Raw genomic sequence first — 15,285 nt, forward strand, 5'->3', positions numbered from 1 at the left:
TTTTGTCCCATTTTCTAAATAGTTTGTCAATTAAATGTGCTTTTATGCATATGATGAATATAAATCTTTTCGAAAGACTTGTTTCATAATCTGGCACAAGCCGGAATACGTATGTATCACGACCACAAATGGTTAAGGAGGGGAATTCATGTCCCAAAATGACAGCGGCCATTTTTTGATTTCTGAGGAAAACTGGTCCCTCCATCGCAAAGGCTTCGATGACCAGCAGCGCCACCAGAAAAAAGTGCAGGAAGCGATCAAAAACAATCTTCCGGACCTCGTAACTGAGGAAAGCATTATTATGTCTAATGGAAAAGATGTAGTGAAGATCCCAATCCGTTCACTTGATGAGTATAAAATCCGTTATAACTATGATAAAAATAAACATGTAGGGCAAGGAGACGGCGAGAGCCAGGTTGGAGATGTTGTGGCCCGGGATGGTTCAGACAAAAAACAAGGGCCTGGAAAAGGGCAGGGTGCCGGTGATCAGGCAGGCGAGGATTATTATGAAGCGGAAGTTTCATTAATGGATTTAGAAGAAGCGCTTTTTAAAGAATTAGAGCTTCCGAATCTCCAGCAAAAAGAGCGGGACAATATCATTCATACAGATATCGAGTTTAATGATATCCGTAAAACAGGGTTAACCGGTAATATTGATAAGAAAAGAACGATGATGTCAGCCTTTAAACGAAACGCAATGTCAGGAAAACCGTCGTTCTACCCAATTTATCCGGAGGACCTGAAATATAAGACGTGGAATGACATCACAAAGCCCGAATCAAAAGCGGTCGTTTTAGCCATGATGGATACAAGCGGCAGTATGGGGGTTTGGGAAAAATACATGGCCAGAAGCTTCTTTTTCTGGATGACCCGTTTTTTGCGGACAAAATACGAGACTGTGGAAATTGAATTTATTGCCCATCATACAGAAGCAAGAGTGGTCTCGGAGGAGGATTTTTTCTCAAAGGGAGAAAGCGGCGGAACCATTTGTTCTTCCGTATATCGGAAGTCGCTTGAGCTTATTGATGAAAAGTACAATCCCGCCCGCTATAACATTTACCCGTTTCATTTTTCTGACGGTGACAACCTGACATCTGATAACGCGCGCTGTGTGAAGCTGGTCAATGATATTATGAAGAAGGCCAATCTGTTTTGCTACGGCGAGGTCAATCAGTACAACAGGCATTCAACGTTAATGTCTGCATATAAAAATGTAAAAGATGAGAAATTTAAGTACTATATTTTAAAACAGAAATCTGATGTTTTTCAGGCTCTTAAGAATTTTTTCAGAAATGAAGAGTCTGGTGTAAGCCATCAATTTTCGTAATGAAAAGCCCATTTCAGGGCTTTTTTTTATTTAATAAAAGCAAGAAAACGTTTGCGAAAAAAATACGGGAGAAAAAGAAATTTTTCCTTTGACAAATCTTCTTTCATTTATTAATATTTTATCTTGTGAACTATTATTGAGGAATGAGGTGAAAAGGAGTTGACTGAATCAGAACGTGCTTTGCTCACTTTTGAACAGCTCTTCGATACGTCTCGGGCGATATATAAAAAACAGAAGAAGATATTGGAGATTGTGCTTGAGCCTTTTGATATTACAGTCCTTCAATATTTGCTGATGTTTAAAATTCATCAAAGCGGAAGCACCCCGCTAAGCAAGCTGGCAATGTCGCTTGATCTTAAGCCTGCTTCTGTGACGCGGATGACAGATATTCTGTATAAGCGCCAATTGATGAATCGATATGACAGTCCGGATGACCGCCGTATCGTCATGATTCAGTTAACCGAAGAGGGGGAAGAACTGATAGAAAAAGCCGCTGTGCAATATGCAAAAATGGGTGCTGGCTTGTACCAAAAGCTTGATACCTCCCAGCTGCAGTATTTGCGCAAACTAGCCGGAAGCTTAACGAAGCTTGCTGAAGGCTGTTCAGAAAAAAGCGGTAATTAAAAACTTCTCACATATTTTCACCAGCTTTCCGCAAAATGATAGAGGATGAAACGAAAGGAGAAAACAAAATGAACAGAGGACGTTTAATTCTGACCAACATTATCGGTTTGATTGTTGTTCTTGCAATTATAGCTGGAGGTGCTTACTACTATTATCAAAGCACAAACTATGTAAAAACAGATGAAGCAAAAGTAGCGGGCGATATGGCTGCTATTACTGCTCCAGCAGCAGGTAAAGTATCTGACTGGGATCTGGACGAAGGAAAAACAGTGAAAAAAGGCGACACAGTTGCAAAAATCAAAGGTGAACAAACTGTTGACGTAAAATCCATTATGGATGGAACAATTGTGAAAAACGAAGTGAAAAACGGACAAACCGTACAAGCTGGTACAACAATTGCACAAACGATTGACATGGACAACCTATACATCACAGCAAATATTAAAGAAACAGATATTGCGGATATTGAAGTAGGAAATAGTGTAGACGTAGTAGTTGACGGAGACCCTGATACTACATTTGACGGTACTGTAGAAGAAATTGGTTATGCGACTAACTCAACTTTTGATATGCTTCCTTCTACAAATTCAAGCGGAAACTACACAAAAGTAACACAAAAAATTCCTGTGAAAATTTCAATCAAAAACCCATCTGATAAGGTGCTTCCTGGAATGAATGCATCTGTTAAAATTTCTGAGTAAAACAGATCAGTCATCAAACCATGAAAGGAGGTTGTCTTAGATGGCTACAGGCAAAGAAAAAAATGCAAAAAACCCTATGTCATTGCTGATTGTGCTAATGGCGGGTTTATTTTTGGCAATTCTAAACCAAACACTGCTTAATGTTGCAATGCCGCACTTAATGACTGAATTTGGCGTAAGTGCAACGACGATTCAGTGGCTGACAACAGGTTACATGCTTGTTAACGGTGTATTGATTCCGTTATCTGCTTTCCTGATTACACGATTTGGCCAGCGGAGTCTCTTTCTCGTCGCGATGTTTTGTTTTACGCTCGGTACGTTAGTCTGCGGTATCGCACCTAACTTCTCTACAATGCTGATCGGCCGTTTGATTCAGGCCGTGGGCGGAGGTATCTTGCAGCCGCTCGTTATGACAACCATTCTGTTAATTTTCCCGCCTGAAAGCAGGGGGAAAGGAATGGGGATTTTCGGGCTAGCGATGATGTTTGCTCCAGCGGTCGGCCCGACTCTTTCCGGGTGGATTATTGAGCATTATACATGGCGCATTATGTTTTACGGACTTGTGCCGATCGGCGCAATTGTTATCATTGTGGCTTTCTTCATCTTTAAAAATATGGTGGAGCCGCAAAAAATCAAACTCGATACTCTTGGCGCAATCCTCTCGATTGTCGGATTCGCCTCCTTATTATACGGAGTCAGTGAAGCCGGATCTGACGGCTGGACCGACCCGATTGTATTGTCTACAGTTATTATCGGAGCCATTGCAATTGTTGCTTTTGTTGTTCAGCAATTGCGCCATGATGATCCGATGCTTGATTTCAGAGTGTTTAAATATGACATTTTCTCACTCTCGAGTGTCATTAATATCATTATTACAGTGGCACTTTACACTGGTATGTTCCTTTTACCGATCTATCTGCAAAACCTGGTCGGCTTTACGGCGCTTCAATCCGGTCTGCTTCTGCTTCCAGGTGCGATCGTCATGCTGATCATGTCACCGATCTCAGGTATTTTGTTTGATAAATTCGGTCCGAGACCGCTTGCGATTATCGGGCTTCTCGTTACAGTGGTGACAACATATCAATATACGCAATTAACGATTGATACACCATATACACACATCATGCTGATCTACTCAATCCGTGCATTCGGTATGTCACTCTTAATGATGCCGGTTATGACAGCGGGTATGAACCAGCTTCCTGCCCGTCTGAACAGCCACGGTACGGCGATGAGCAACACGCTTCGCCAAATCAGCGGATCAATTGGTACAAGCTTAATTACGACGATTTATACAAACCGTACGACGTTCCATTATTCACAAATTGCAGATAAAACAAGCACGGCGGACCCGAACTTCCTCCATGCGTTCCAAAATGCAGTTTCGAATTTAATGGTGAATATGAATGTGTCTTATGATACGGCGAAAACATATGTGTACTCACATATTTATAAACACGCGTCACTCGATTCCAATGTCATGGGGATAAATGATGCCTTTATGTGGGCAACCTTATTCTGTGTAGCAGGTCTGATTTTAAGTATCTTCCTGCGTGACGTCAGAAAAGATAAATTGCGTAAGAAGAAAAAAGAGGAGCTTTCATTACTTCCTGCTCCAAAAGAAGCTAAGGAATCTTAATCTGTACAGGGAGGTTTCCTGAATGAAAATTTATGTAGTGTATGATAGTGAAGGCGAACATACTAAAGTGCTTGCAGAAGCAATTGCTGAAGGCGCGAGAGAAAACGACGCGGCTGAAGTGTTCATCGACCATGTAGATCAGGCTGATATCCGCAAGCTTAAAGATATGGATGCGATTATTTGGGGATGCCCAGGGCATTTCGGAACAATCAGCTCCGGTCTTAAAACTTGGATCGACAGACTTGGCTACTTGTGGGCTGAAGGCGAGCTGATCAACAAAGTCGGTGCTGTCTTCTGCACAACGGCAACAACACACGGCGGCTTGGAAATGACAATGCACAATTTAATCACGCCGATGTTCCACCAAGGCATGATTGTTGTCGGACTGCCTGGCAACGTGCCTGAAAACGCACTTTATGGCTCTTATTACGGAGCAGGTGTCACTTGTCCGGTAGACAGTGATGAGTTAATGTCTGAGGAAGGTATTCAGCTTGGACGCGCGTTGGGAAGACGTGTCAGCCAAGTCACAGGAAACCTAACAGCAGGACAGTAAGGAGAGGTTGAAATGGCCATTATTATAGCAATAATTGCTGCTGTCATTGTCATTGCGGCCCTTATTACATTTAACGTCCGCAACGCCTCACCTGGACCTGAGAAGCAAGAAGCAACCGATAGAATCGCACCTCCAGAAGAGGAAAAAAACGAAGCGCATTACCCTGCTGAAGCAAGGGCTGCCGAGCATACGCCATCCGTTGTCAAAAACGATTCTCCAAAAGAGAAGCGTGACACAATGGGTGATGATATTTACAGGCAGGCGCTGCAAAAGTTTAAGCATTCTGATGAAGCTCATGCAGAAGAAGAGGTCACTGAGGAAAGTGACAAAATGCAGGACCGCAGCTATCGTGATGCGCTGCTCTCTATGAAAAATAAGAAAAAGTAATGAAAAAGGCAAATCCGTTTACTCATGCGGGTTTGCCTTTTTTGCTGTTTCCATCAATTATGTTTTTATCAAATAAATCCATGGAATATGTTGTATTCCATCTTGATCTAGTGTACTATGTTACTCATACACCGAGGGTTTTTTCCGGGAGGTAAAGACATGAATTCTTTTTTAGGTTTATTAAAGAAAGATATCAAGCTTTCAAGAATGTGGCTGCTAGTATGGATATGCGGAATCATTTTCTTATTGGGAACAGGCCATATTATAGCTTCACGCACGAAAGAACCTCTAGTCATTTTTGGTTTTTTTGTTGCAGTTGCTTTTTTTCTGCTTTTCTTATCTCCTGTTTTTGTGTTTTATCACCTTCGCAAGGAAGGGAAATCACAGCTTTGGCTGTACAATCCAAATGGCGGCTTATGGCTGTTTTCTTCTAAATTGGCAGCATCTTTGCTCTATCAATTTGTGATTCAGTTGGCATTAACAGCCTATGGCATATGGATGTATCATATGCTCTCTGTAAAAAATCTGCTGGAGCATCAAGTTGATATAACGAGTACAGTGGCTTTGCTGAATATGTATGGGCTTATTTCTTCGTTAGATATGTCAGTAACAGTCATTGTGTTTTGGACTGTTTTTCACTCTCTCAGAAATTGGCGCGGAATGCGGTGGGCTGCGATGGTTCTGTTGGTCGCAATGTGGTTATTCTTCGATGAATACATCATAAGCCCTTTGGTTGAATCTCAAAAGCATTTCTGGCCTGTAACAGTCTATTGCAATTTTGATTTCCACTTCCACAATGTTTGGAGATTGGAATTAAAACCTATCCATCTGTCTGTGCTAGGGTTTCCTATTGCTATAGTCATCACGTTCTTGCTGCTCATTATGGCTTCAAAACTGCTTGATCGTAAAGTAGAGGTGTAAATATGGACAATCAATTCCAATCCTCGAAACCGATTTATCTGCAGATCGCTGATCAGATCTTTTATAGGCTGGTCAGGAAGGAGCTGCTCCCAGGAGACAAGCTTCCTTCAGTAAGAGAAATGGCGATTCAAACGAAGGTAAATCCCAATACAATTCAAAGAACTTACAGTGAGATGGAAAGGCTGGGTATTGTGGAGACAAGAAGAGGTCAAGGGACGTTTATTGCGGAAAAAGCAGAAATCGTAGACGAGCTGAAAGACAAGCTGACACGAGAGGTGCTGGAAGGCTTTGTCAAGCAAATGAAAGAGCTGGGGCTAACGAAAGAGGAAATGGTAGAAGGGATTAAAACATTCACAGAGGGAGGCTAAAATGGAAATCAAGCTAGAACATGTATCAAAAAAATACGGCCGCCATACGGCCGTCAATGATGTGTCAATCACCCTATCATCCGGACGGATTTATGGCCTGATCGGACCGAACGGCAGCGGCAAGTCAACGACCCTGAAAATGATGGCTGGCCTTCTGTTTCCGACTTCAGGATTTGTGAAAGTTGATGAAGAGCAGGTTACGAGAGAAATGGTGCGTCAAACGGCTTATCTTACTGAGCTTGATATGTTTTATCCGCATTTCACTGTTAAAGATATGGTGAATTTTTATCAGTCGCAGTTTACTGATTTTCAAACAGAACAGGCTTATAAGCTATTGAATGAGATGCAGCTGAATCCGGAAAAAAAGATCAAAAAGCTATCAAAAGGAAATCGGGGCCGGCTGAAAATCGTTCTTGCTTTAGCGAGACGGGCAGACGTCATCTTGCTTGATGAACCTTTTTCCGGGCTTGATCCGATGGTCAGGGATTCCATCGTAAACAGCCTTGTGTCGTACATTGATTTTGAGCAGCAGATTGTCGTGATTGCGACACATGAAATTGATGAAATTGAGACTTTGTTAGACGAAGTAATCATCCTCGCCAATGGAGAAAAAGTTGCGCAGCGTGAAGTAGAAGATATTCGTGAACAGGAAGGCATGTCTGTTTTGCAATGGTTTAAATCAAAAATAGAAGTTTGCTAGAAAGAGGAGGAATATGATGAAAACAGTGTTGGAATTGAAAAACGTGACTAAAAACATCAGAGGCCGAACGATCATTGATGATCTCAGTTTTACGATTCGTGAAGGCGAGGTATTCGGTTTTTTGGGACCAAACGGAGCGGGGAAAACGACAACCATCCGGATGATGGTGGGGTTAATGAAGCTGTCGAAAGGTGATGTCCTCATTTGCGGCCAATCAATTACGAAAGAATATGCCAAGGCGATTAAGCATATTGGAGCGATCGTTGAGAATCCCGAGCTGTATAAATTTTTGAGCGGATATAAAAACCTCCAGCAATACGCAAGGATGGTCAAGGGTGTCACGAAGGAAAAAATTGATGAAGTTGTTGAACTGGTCGGTTTAACAGACAGAATCCACGACAAGGTGAAAACATATTCTCTGGGGATGAGACAGCGTCTTGGCTTGGCACAATGCCTTCTGCACGATCCGAAAGTGCTAATTTTGGATGAACCGACAAACGGCCTTGATCCGGCGGGGATCAGAGAAATCAGGGATCATTTAAAGAAGCTGACCCGAGAAAGAGGAATGGCTGTCATCGTTTCAAGCCACCTGCTGTCAGAGATGGAACTGATGTGTGATCGAATTGCGATTCTGCAAAAAGGAAAGCTGATCGATATTCAAAATGTAAAAGATGAAAACATTGATGAGAACGATACATATTTCTTCCAGGTTGAGCAGCCGAATGAAGCCGCTATTGTTTTAAATCAGTACGATTTGGTGAGTAAGACAAATGGTGTAGAAATCAAACTGGTTAAAGAGGAAGTCCCTGCGGTTATTGAATTGCTGGTGATGCAGCAAATCCGTATTTATGAGGTCAAGGTCATAACAAAATCATTAGAGGACCGTTTCTTAGAAATGACAGGTGAAACAAAAGAGGAGGTTCAGCATGCTTAATTTGATTTATAATGAGTGGCTCAAAATTTTCAGCCGTGCCGGAACATGGGTGATGATCGGAATTCTGGGGCTGACAATGGTTGGATTTGCATTTTTGGCGAATCATTTTTCTGCTGGTGAATCAAATTCTCATTGGAAACAAGAACTTCAAGCACAAAACGCCGAATTAAAGAAAGAAATCAAAGAAGATCCTTCACTGAAAGATGGATATAAAGAAACAATCACACTCAACAACTATCGCATAGAGCATAATATCCCTAGTGACACAGGCTATACGGCATGGTCTTTTGTAACGGATTCAGCAGGTTTTACCATCCTTACCGGACTGTTTACCATTATCATCGCAGCCGGAATTGTCGCGAACGAATTTAATTGGGGAACGATTAAGCTATTAATGATTCGGCCGCTCAGCCGTTTTCAGATTTTGCTGTCCAAATATATTACGGTTCTCCTGTTTGGGCTCCTATTGCTGTTGATTTTATTTATCGGTTCTACTTTATTAGGGTTGATCTTCTTCGGGACGGGTGGTGAAACCGCCGCGAATATTCATTTAATCTATAAGGATGGCCATGTCATTGAGCAAAACATGATGGGGCATTTGGCCACAACGTATCTTTCTGAATCCGTCTCGGCTTTAATGGTGGCGACGATGGCATTTATGCTGTCTGCGGTATTCAGAAACAGCTCTCTTGCGGTTGGTTTTTCCATCTTCTTGTTGGTTGCCGGTACGACTGCAACTGCATTTATTGCAGCGAAATTTGACTGGGCAAAGTATATATTGTTTGCTAATGTCGACTTGACTCAGTATGTGGATGGCACACCGTTAATAAAAGGGATGACTATGACGTTTTCTATCGTCATGCTGGCGATCTACTTTATCATCTTCCTGTTGCTTGCTTTCGGAATCTTCATGAAGCGGGATATTGCAAACTAATAAAGAAAGCTGTTTTGCTTATGCAAAACAGCTTTTTTGTCAAAATAAAAACTGCAGGTTTGCACCTGCAGTTTTTCATATCAATTTATGCTTACGCTTCTTTAGTAACGTTAGCAGCTTGTGGTCCGCGGTTTCCTTCAACGATTTCAAAAGAAACAGCTTGGCCTTCTTCTAAAGTTTTGAAGCCTTCGCCTTGAATAGCAGAGAAATGAACGAATACATCGTCTTGACCTTCTACTTCGATGAATCCGAAACCTTTTTCAGAGTTGAACCATTTTACTTTACCTTCTAACATGAAATTTCCTCCTAAAGCGATCATAACGCTTAAATTCACTATTCTTGCTCTTAACAAACTTTCAAGACGAAAACTCTTACAAAACTTTCTTCTTAAAGATAGTTCGAACAAAAATAATTACCTTTACTCTACCAGTAATCTTCAGAAAAAACAACTGCTTATTGAAACTTTTTTCGGAAGATACCATATTTATTTTTCAATTTGATATTTATTTGCGGAAATTCATCTGCTTTCTCGATATGTGATCATACGTTTGCCTTAGTATTCCTTCATTTTGGGAAGATAAGTAATAGGAATTGACAACCTTATTGGATATGAGTAAGGTAAAAGTTAATCAATATGACAAATGACAACGTTTAGCAACTAAGAGAGCGTATGATTTTTATGTCTGATATTGCTTGCATGCTCTAATACATAGATAGGAGTATGGTCACAATGAAAAAGTGGCTTATATGCAGTTTCGTCCTTGTTCTTCTCGTTTCATTTACTGCATGTTCACCGTCTGCAGAACATGAATCGATAAAAATCGGGATTGCTGAGTCTGACGGGGCAATATGGAACTATATTGCTCAAAAGGCTGAAGAGGCAGGGCTGGATATTCAGCTGATCCCTTTTTCTGATTATGCGGAGTCTGATATCGCACTCGCTAACAAAGAAATTGATGCCAATGCCTTTCAAACCATTTCATATTTTCAGGCGTTCACTCAAAAATACAAACTTAATTTGGCGCCGCTCGGGACGACATACATAACGCCCATGGGCATTTATTCAAAACGATATGACCGAATCCGAGATATACCGCGGGGAGCTGTCGTTTCTGTTCCGGATAAAGCGTTCGATTTTGGCAGGGCACTTACGGTGCTCCAGAAAGCGGGTTTGCTAACGCTGAAAAACGGATTTAACGGAACAGGTTCAGTTGATATGATTAAAGATAATCCGAGACACCTGAAATTAAAAGCTGTCCGGCAACAGGATGCAGTGAGCGGTGCCGACGTGTTTGTCATGAAACCATCAGAAGCAAAAAAAGCGGGCCTGAACCCGAAAAAGCATACGCTAAAGAGCGGCGGACTCATGTCTGAGGAAGAGATGAATTTGATTGTTGTCAGAGCGGAGGATCAAGATCGGGAAGCGCTGCAAACCATTCTTGAGCTTTATCAAGCTGATGATACAGCGGCATTTATAGAAAAAGAATATCAGGGAGATCTTGTTCCCGCTTTTCTGCCTTTGAAACGTCTTTCAGATTGGAAGAATGAATTCGTACATTGAATTCATTCTTTTTTTTTCTGAAAAACACACTCTGTTCCGTCCCGTTTCTTTCGCTTTGTAAAGCATTTGATCGGCAAGAATGGGCAAGGATCCTGGCTGTTCCGTATTATTGGGGTAATGAGCGGCCCCTAGTGATATCGTAACTGAAAGCTCTTCGCCGTTTGTTAATACAATCGGTGCATCACTTACAGTGCTCCTGATCCGTTCAGCGATCCGGGCTGCTTTATCAAGAGAACAGTTCGGCAGGAGCACGGCAAATTCTTCACCGCCGATCCGAGCGGCAGGATCAGTATTTCGGATGCTCTGCTTCAGACGTAACCCCAGCTCTTTGAGCACCTGATCTCCTTCATGATGGCCATATTGGTCATTGATGGTCTTAAAATGATCGATATCCATATAAATCAGTGCAAATTGAAAATGCGGGGTATCGGCCGCCTGCTGATACAGAGCTTTTGTGGTTTCTTCAAACTTTCTTCGGTTATACACGCCTGTTAAAAAGTCAAAGTGCGCCTGAAACTTATATTGTTTAAAAAGAAGATGTGCATTTGTTTCATGATCAATAATATATAAACTGAGCATGCCGCCCGCTATTGATATGATCCAAAAATACAAATGAAGTTCGTATGAATGTAAATCTATAAGAAAATAAAAGGAAAAGGAGATCAAGCTATTTGTGATGATTAAAAGATAGAAAGCATGTTTTAGTTGAACTTTTTTTCTTCTAGAAACAATGAGTGACGGAATGGCAGCGATACAAATGATAATAACCGAGTATAGTGCAGATGTGTTCATCGTAATCAGCAAGCGGCCTGCAGTGATCATGGCCAGGGCCGTTGCCGTTGAAACCCAGCCTCCATAAAGAGCGGCAATCATAATAGGGATATTTCGAAGATCAATAATTGAATGCTGATAGGTAAATCCAAAAACCATCAGAATAACCCCGAGCAAACCGCAGGCCAGTCCTTTAACAGCTTGAAAGGATATGCTGTCTTTTTTATGTACTAGCCTTTCTTTAAACAGGTGGGTGAAGAGATAATTAAATGTGATTAAAATGGTCAAATTTACAAACAGTTCTTTCAGCAAATATTATCACCCTTATATAAGGTACTAAAGATGGGAGGGAAAGAAAAGAACAAAAAAGGCATTATATAAGGTTTTTTCACTTGAATTGATAAGTTAAAATAATTCGCACTTGACCCATCGGAATTAGTGTAATATAGTAAATGAGAAAATTTGAAGGGAGAGTTTACCTGCTTTGGAGACTTTACTGGTTGTATTACATGTATTTATTTTATTTTTACTTATCTTAGGGCTCTTTGTTATGCAGAAAAAACATGTTTCCTTCTCTAAACGTGTATTTACTGCGCTGGGGCTGGGGATTGTATTCGGATTTGCGCTTCAGCTGATTTACGGCCCGACTTCAAATATAGTCATTCAAACAGCCGACTGGTTTAATATTGCCGGGGGCGGATATGTCAAATTGCTTCAGATGGTTGTCATGCCGCTCGTCTTTATTTCGATTCTCGGTGCATTTACAAAGCTGAAGCTGACAAAAAATCTTGGGAAAATCAGCGGTTTGATTATCGGGATTTTAGTAGCAACAACAGCAGTTGCTGCAGCTGTCGGTATCGCGTCCGCGCTTTCATTTGATCTGCAGGCGATTCAGGTTGACCAAGGAAGTACAGAGCTTTCACGGGGGCAGGAGCTTCAGCAGAAATCAGAGGATATGACAGCGAAAACGCTGCCGCAACAGATTGTTGAACTGCTGCCTGGAAACCCGTTTTTAGATTTCACGGGAGCTAGACCGACTTCAACGATCGCTGTCGTTATTTTTGCCGCTTTCCTTGGAGTGGCATTTCTCGGCGTAAAACACAAACAGCCGGAACAGGCAGAAACATTTAAAAAACTGGTTGATGCCGTTTATGCCATTGTTATGCGTGTTGTCACACTCATTTTGAGACTGACGCCTTATGGGGTGCTGGCCATCATGACAAAAACGATTGCCACGAGTGATCTTGACAGCATTCTAAAACTGGGCATGTTCGTGATTGCTTCATATGCCGCGTTAATCACTATGTTTATCATTCATTTGCTGCTGCTGACGTTCAGCGGCTTGAATCCGGTGATTTACTTGAAAAAAGCGGTGCCTGTACTTGTATTTGCATTTACGTCAAGGTCTAGCGCGGGTGCTTTACCGCTGAATATTAAAACACAGAGAAGTATGGGTGTGCCGGAAGGAATCGCAAACTTTGCCGGTTCGTTCGGCCTTTCGATCGGCCAAAATGGATGTGCCGGCATTTATCCTGCGATGCTGGCGATGATGATTGCTCCGACTGTCGGCCAAAATCCATTTGACCCGGTGTTTATTATCACTGTTATCGCAGTCGTTGCCATCAGCTCCTTCGGTGTTGCCGGAGTCGGCGGCGGAGCGACATTCGCGGCGCTTCTTGTTTTATCATCATTAAACATGCCTGTCGCGCTCGCCGGTTTATTAATCTCAATTGAACCGTTAATCGACATGGGGCGTACTGCTTTGAATGTCAGCGGAAGCATGACATCCGGTCTTATTACAAGTAAGGTCACAAAGGAAATTGATCAAGGGGCATTTCATGATCAATCCAGAGTGATTGAAGCTGAAGAAGCGTAACATATGAAAACGTGTAATCCGACAGGGGATTACACGTTAATAAGACCCATGGACCTTGTAATATAAAGGTTTCATGGGTTTCTTTTTCTTATTTTTTTGGGAAGATCAGCCGGCATTGCTGATCAATGGATTGATTTAATTGAAATGAAAATTGCTTTTTTAACGAGTATTCATGGTATCTTGGAAGACGCTAACTTATCTGAGGCACACATAAAAGATTCCTGCTAGAAGATGAGTATCCAAATCTAATTCAATCGTGCTTCATTGAATTAAAAAAGTTCATAATGAACCTCTTCGCATTATTTTCCTATTAACATTGAATACTTTCGATACACTTTATAGAAACTGGTGGCAAAGAAAACAACCATAAGGGCGGGAAGCGACCTCAAAAGAGCAAATGGAGTTTCAAATAAAAATGCTTTCCAAAACCATTCACCTTTCATACTCCAAAGACCTTCAGTTAAATATAAACCTGAATCCTTATAGATCATATAAGAAAAAAACAAACACATGAAACCTAAACCAGAAGAATAATTCATCAATCTTTTATAATAATTACTCTTTGATTGGCGATCCGAGAAGATTTCATTTTGACCATCATCTTCTTTTTGCCAATATCGAATTCCACTAAGCCAGGGGCCATTTATATAAATCCAACCGAAGTCTTCATATATCCCTTTGTAATCTTTGAACTTTTTCTTTGGTAAAATATCTTGGTAATCCAGTCGGATCACATATCTCTTGTCGGTTTTTTCGAAAGTGTATATTCCTAATCCACTAATATTTGTACAACGATAGCCTTTCTGTAATTGCTCGTTCAGCCATTGTTCCTCTTTTTCAATATCAAAAAACATCTTAAATTTCTTCATTCGATTCACTTCCTTCGTACAAGGATAAAATATGCAATAACCTGTTTTGTTCCATTTTTAAAATGGCGCTTCCTTCTTCAGTTATCATGTAAACTTTTCTCCGGCCTGACTCTCCAACAGGTTCAATCCAACCATGCTTATTCAAGTTTTCAATTGCACCGTATAATGTACCCGCTGCTAAAATAACAGTACCCTTACTTATCTTTTCTATCTTCTGCATTACGGCATAGCCATGGAGCGGCTCACGGAGAGCTAATAAAATATAATGCATGGTTTCAGACAACGGTAATAATTTGTGTTTCATATCTGCACCCTCTATTCAGTTTGACTATATAGTTGAACTTAATAATAATGTAATGCAGTTCAACTGAATAGTCAACAGCATTTTGAAAATTAGTCAATGAAGCTGAAAGTAAAAAGCTTAATAACAAGGGGAAAGCGACTTTTAGTGTAGTTTTATTCAATTTTTGAACACAAGTTAAACATCTATCTTGAACAAACCTGCTTTGTTACTTGGAGATGAATTACAGGTATGACCGATGGAGGAATCAAATACTTTATGTTATAGATGTGAAAAAACAAACAAGTATACCCGACGCCGTAATCAGGAGATACATACGAATTCATGGATTCCATTTGCAAATTATGAAAAGGGGAAAAAGCTACTTGATTGCTAGTGAATCCCTTCAATATGAAGATGAGCAGGGAAATGCACACAGCTGCTATAACCGCAAAAGAACGCGAACGTGTAGATGAAATGTAGTTTTTTGTGATTCGTCTTTGTGAAATAAAAATAGATGAAGGGTGAGGCTTTTGCAAATTTTGATTAAATGAATGTATGCAGATTAAGATAACTATGCTATTGAAGTGGTGCAGTTTTTTTATATGAAACAGGATTTCCAACGCTCGAGTAAATTCTAAATGTTGAAGCAAGAAACAAAATGAATAGTGTTCTGTCCTTTTCAACTTTTGATGAGGGAGCTAATAATGAATCGATAAAGATTGCTTCGGATAGAGTGGCAGCATAAACAAAAAAATCCTTCAAACGTTCTCATTGAACGAAAGAAGGATTTTAGCTCACCAATTGTACTCCAAAATAGGCGGAAAAATATATAAAACA

18 protein-coding genes and 1 pseudogene are annotated in these 15,285 nt (G+C 40.9%); 15 read left to right on the forward strand and 4 right to left on the reverse strand.

Going from position 1 to position 15,285, the window contains the following annotated elements; translation table 11 throughout:
• The first annotated feature begins 148 nt into the window (after nucleotides 1–148).
• The 12 genes from yhbH to AC0OMU_RS01590 all read left to right on the forward strand — a co-directional run bounded on the left by yhbH (nucleotide 149) and on the right by AC0OMU_RS01590 (nucleotide 9,088).
• Nucleotides 149–1,327: a sporulation protein YhbH gene (gene yhbH / locus AC0OMU_RS01535; protein WP_003233432.1), complete on the forward strand. Its 1,179-nt coding sequence runs from the start codon at nucleotides 149–151 to the stop codon at nucleotides 1,325–1,327.
• 159 nt (nucleotides 1,328–1,486) lie between these two features.
• Nucleotides 1,487–1,951, forward strand: a complete 465-nt coding sequence (locus AC0OMU_RS01540) for a MarR family transcriptional regulator (protein WP_003233431.1) — start codon at nucleotides 1,487–1,489, stop codon at nucleotides 1,949–1,951.
• 35 nt (nucleotides 1,952–1,986) lie between these two features.
• On the forward strand, nucleotides 1,987–2,652 hold the full coding sequence (locus AC0OMU_RS01545; RefSeq protein ID WP_014476241.1) for a biotin/lipoyl-containing protein: 666 nt from the start codon (nucleotides 1,987–1,989) through the stop codon (nucleotides 2,650–2,652).
• A 40-nt stretch (nucleotides 2,653–2,692) separates the two neighbouring features.
• Nucleotides 2,693–4,291, forward strand: coding sequence for an MFS transporter (locus AC0OMU_RS01550; protein WP_003233429.1), 1,599 nt, complete (start codon nucleotides 2,693–2,695; stop codon nucleotides 4,289–4,291).
• Nucleotides 4,292–4,313: 22 nt separating this feature from the next.
• A complete protein-coding gene (locus AC0OMU_RS01555) occupies nucleotides 4,314–4,844 on the forward strand; it encodes an NAD(P)H-dependent oxidoreductase (RefSeq protein WP_003233428.1) in 531 nt (176 codons plus the stop codon).
• Nucleotides 4,845–4,856: 12 nt separating this feature from the next.
• A complete protein-coding gene (locus AC0OMU_RS01560) occupies nucleotides 4,857–5,231 on the forward strand; it encodes a hypothetical protein (protein ID WP_015383179.1) in 375 nt (124 codons plus the stop codon).
• Nucleotides 5,231–5,386 (forward strand): hypothetical protein, encoded by a 156-nt coding sequence (locus AC0OMU_RS01565; RefSeq protein ID WP_015383180.1) that lies wholly within the window; start codon nucleotides 5,231–5,233, stop codon nucleotides 5,384–5,386. Before AC0OMU_RS01560 ends, AC0OMU_RS01565 begins: the two co-directional genes overlap by 1 nt.
• 4 nt (nucleotides 5,387–5,390) lie before the next feature.
• Nucleotides 5,391–6,152 (forward strand): hypothetical protein, encoded by a 762-nt coding sequence (locus AC0OMU_RS01570; protein WP_003245465.1) that lies wholly within the window; start codon nucleotides 5,391–5,393, stop codon nucleotides 6,150–6,152.
• Between the two features lie 2 nt (nucleotides 6,153–6,154).
• A complete protein-coding gene (locus AC0OMU_RS01575; RefSeq protein WP_015252495.1) occupies nucleotides 6,155–6,520 on the forward strand; it encodes a GntR family transcriptional regulator in 366 nt (121 codons plus the stop codon).
• A gap of 1 nt (nucleotide 6,521) precedes the next feature.
• Nucleotides 6,522–7,220: an ABC transporter ATP-binding protein gene (locus tag AC0OMU_RS01580; RefSeq protein WP_174616654.1), complete on the forward strand. Its 699-nt coding sequence runs from the start codon at nucleotides 6,522–6,524 to the stop codon at nucleotides 7,218–7,220.
• Nucleotides 7,221–7,236: 16 nt separating this feature from the next.
• Nucleotides 7,237–8,154, forward strand: a complete 918-nt coding sequence (locus AC0OMU_RS01585) for an ABC transporter ATP-binding protein (RefSeq protein ID WP_174616678.1) — start codon at nucleotides 7,237–7,239, stop codon at nucleotides 8,152–8,154.
• Nucleotides 8,147–9,088, forward strand: coding sequence for an ABC transporter permease (locus AC0OMU_RS01590; RefSeq protein ID WP_174616653.1), 942 nt, complete (start codon nucleotides 8,147–8,149; stop codon nucleotides 9,086–9,088). Before AC0OMU_RS01585 ends, AC0OMU_RS01590 begins: the two co-directional genes overlap by 8 nt.
• Nucleotides 9,089–9,179: 91 nt before the next feature.
• On the opposite strand, the gene cspB is transcribed toward AC0OMU_RS01590, so the two are convergent.
• The gene (gene cspB / locus AC0OMU_RS01595; protein WP_003224086.1) at nucleotides 9,180–9,383 is read right to left on the reverse strand and encodes a cold shock-like protein CspB; all 204 of its coding nucleotides are present in this window, start codon (nucleotides 9,381–9,383) and stop codon (nucleotides 9,180–9,182) included.
• 435 nt (nucleotides 9,384–9,818) lie between these two features.
• Between cspB and AC0OMU_RS01600 the strand changes: the two genes are divergently transcribed.
• Nucleotides 9,819–10,649: a MetQ/NlpA family ABC transporter substrate-binding protein gene (locus tag AC0OMU_RS01600; protein WP_474240858.1), complete on the forward strand. Its 831-nt coding sequence runs from the start codon at nucleotides 9,819–9,821 to the stop codon at nucleotides 10,647–10,649.
• Here AC0OMU_RS01600 and dgcK read toward each other — a convergent pair.
• A complete protein-coding gene (gene dgcK / locus AC0OMU_RS01605) occupies nucleotides 10,620–11,732 on the reverse strand; it encodes a diguanylate cyclase DgcK (RefSeq protein ID WP_474240859.1) in 1,113 nt (370 codons plus the stop codon). The genes AC0OMU_RS01600 and dgcK overlap by 30 nt on opposite strands.
• 172 nt (nucleotides 11,733–11,904) lie before the next feature.
• Between dgcK and tcyP the strand changes: the two genes are divergently transcribed.
• Both tcyP and AC0OMU_RS01615 read left to right on the forward strand, forming a co-directional pair.
• Nucleotides 11,905–13,296 carry an L-cystine transporter TcyP gene (tcyP, locus tag AC0OMU_RS01610; protein WP_003244685.1) on the forward strand — a complete coding sequence of 464 codons (1,392 nt, stop codon included), beginning with the start codon at nucleotides 11,905–11,907 and terminating at the stop codon, nucleotides 13,294–13,296.
• A 93-nt stretch (nucleotides 13,297–13,389) separates the two neighbouring features.
• Nucleotides 13,390–13,518 (forward strand): annotated as a pseudogene (locus AC0OMU_RS01615) (hypothetical protein); the annotation flags it as partial.
• A 77-nt stretch (nucleotides 13,519–13,595) separates the two neighbouring features.
• Here the strand turns inward: AC0OMU_RS01615 and AC0OMU_RS01620 are convergent.
• Nucleotides 13,596–14,165 (reverse strand): DUF2812 domain-containing protein, encoded by a 570-nt coding sequence (locus tag AC0OMU_RS01620; RefSeq protein ID WP_047182332.1) that lies wholly within the window; start codon nucleotides 14,163–14,165, stop codon nucleotides 13,596–13,598.
• Nucleotides 14,152–14,469: a PadR family transcriptional regulator gene (locus AC0OMU_RS01625; RefSeq protein ID WP_047182333.1), complete on the reverse strand. Its 318-nt coding sequence runs from the start codon at nucleotides 14,467–14,469 to the stop codon at nucleotides 14,152–14,154. The genes AC0OMU_RS01620 and AC0OMU_RS01625 overlap by 14 nt, the downstream gene beginning before the upstream one ends.
• Between the last annotated feature and the right edge of the window lie 816 nt (nucleotides 14,470–15,285).

Source organism: Bacillus sp. FAU18 (assembly GCF_056033885.1).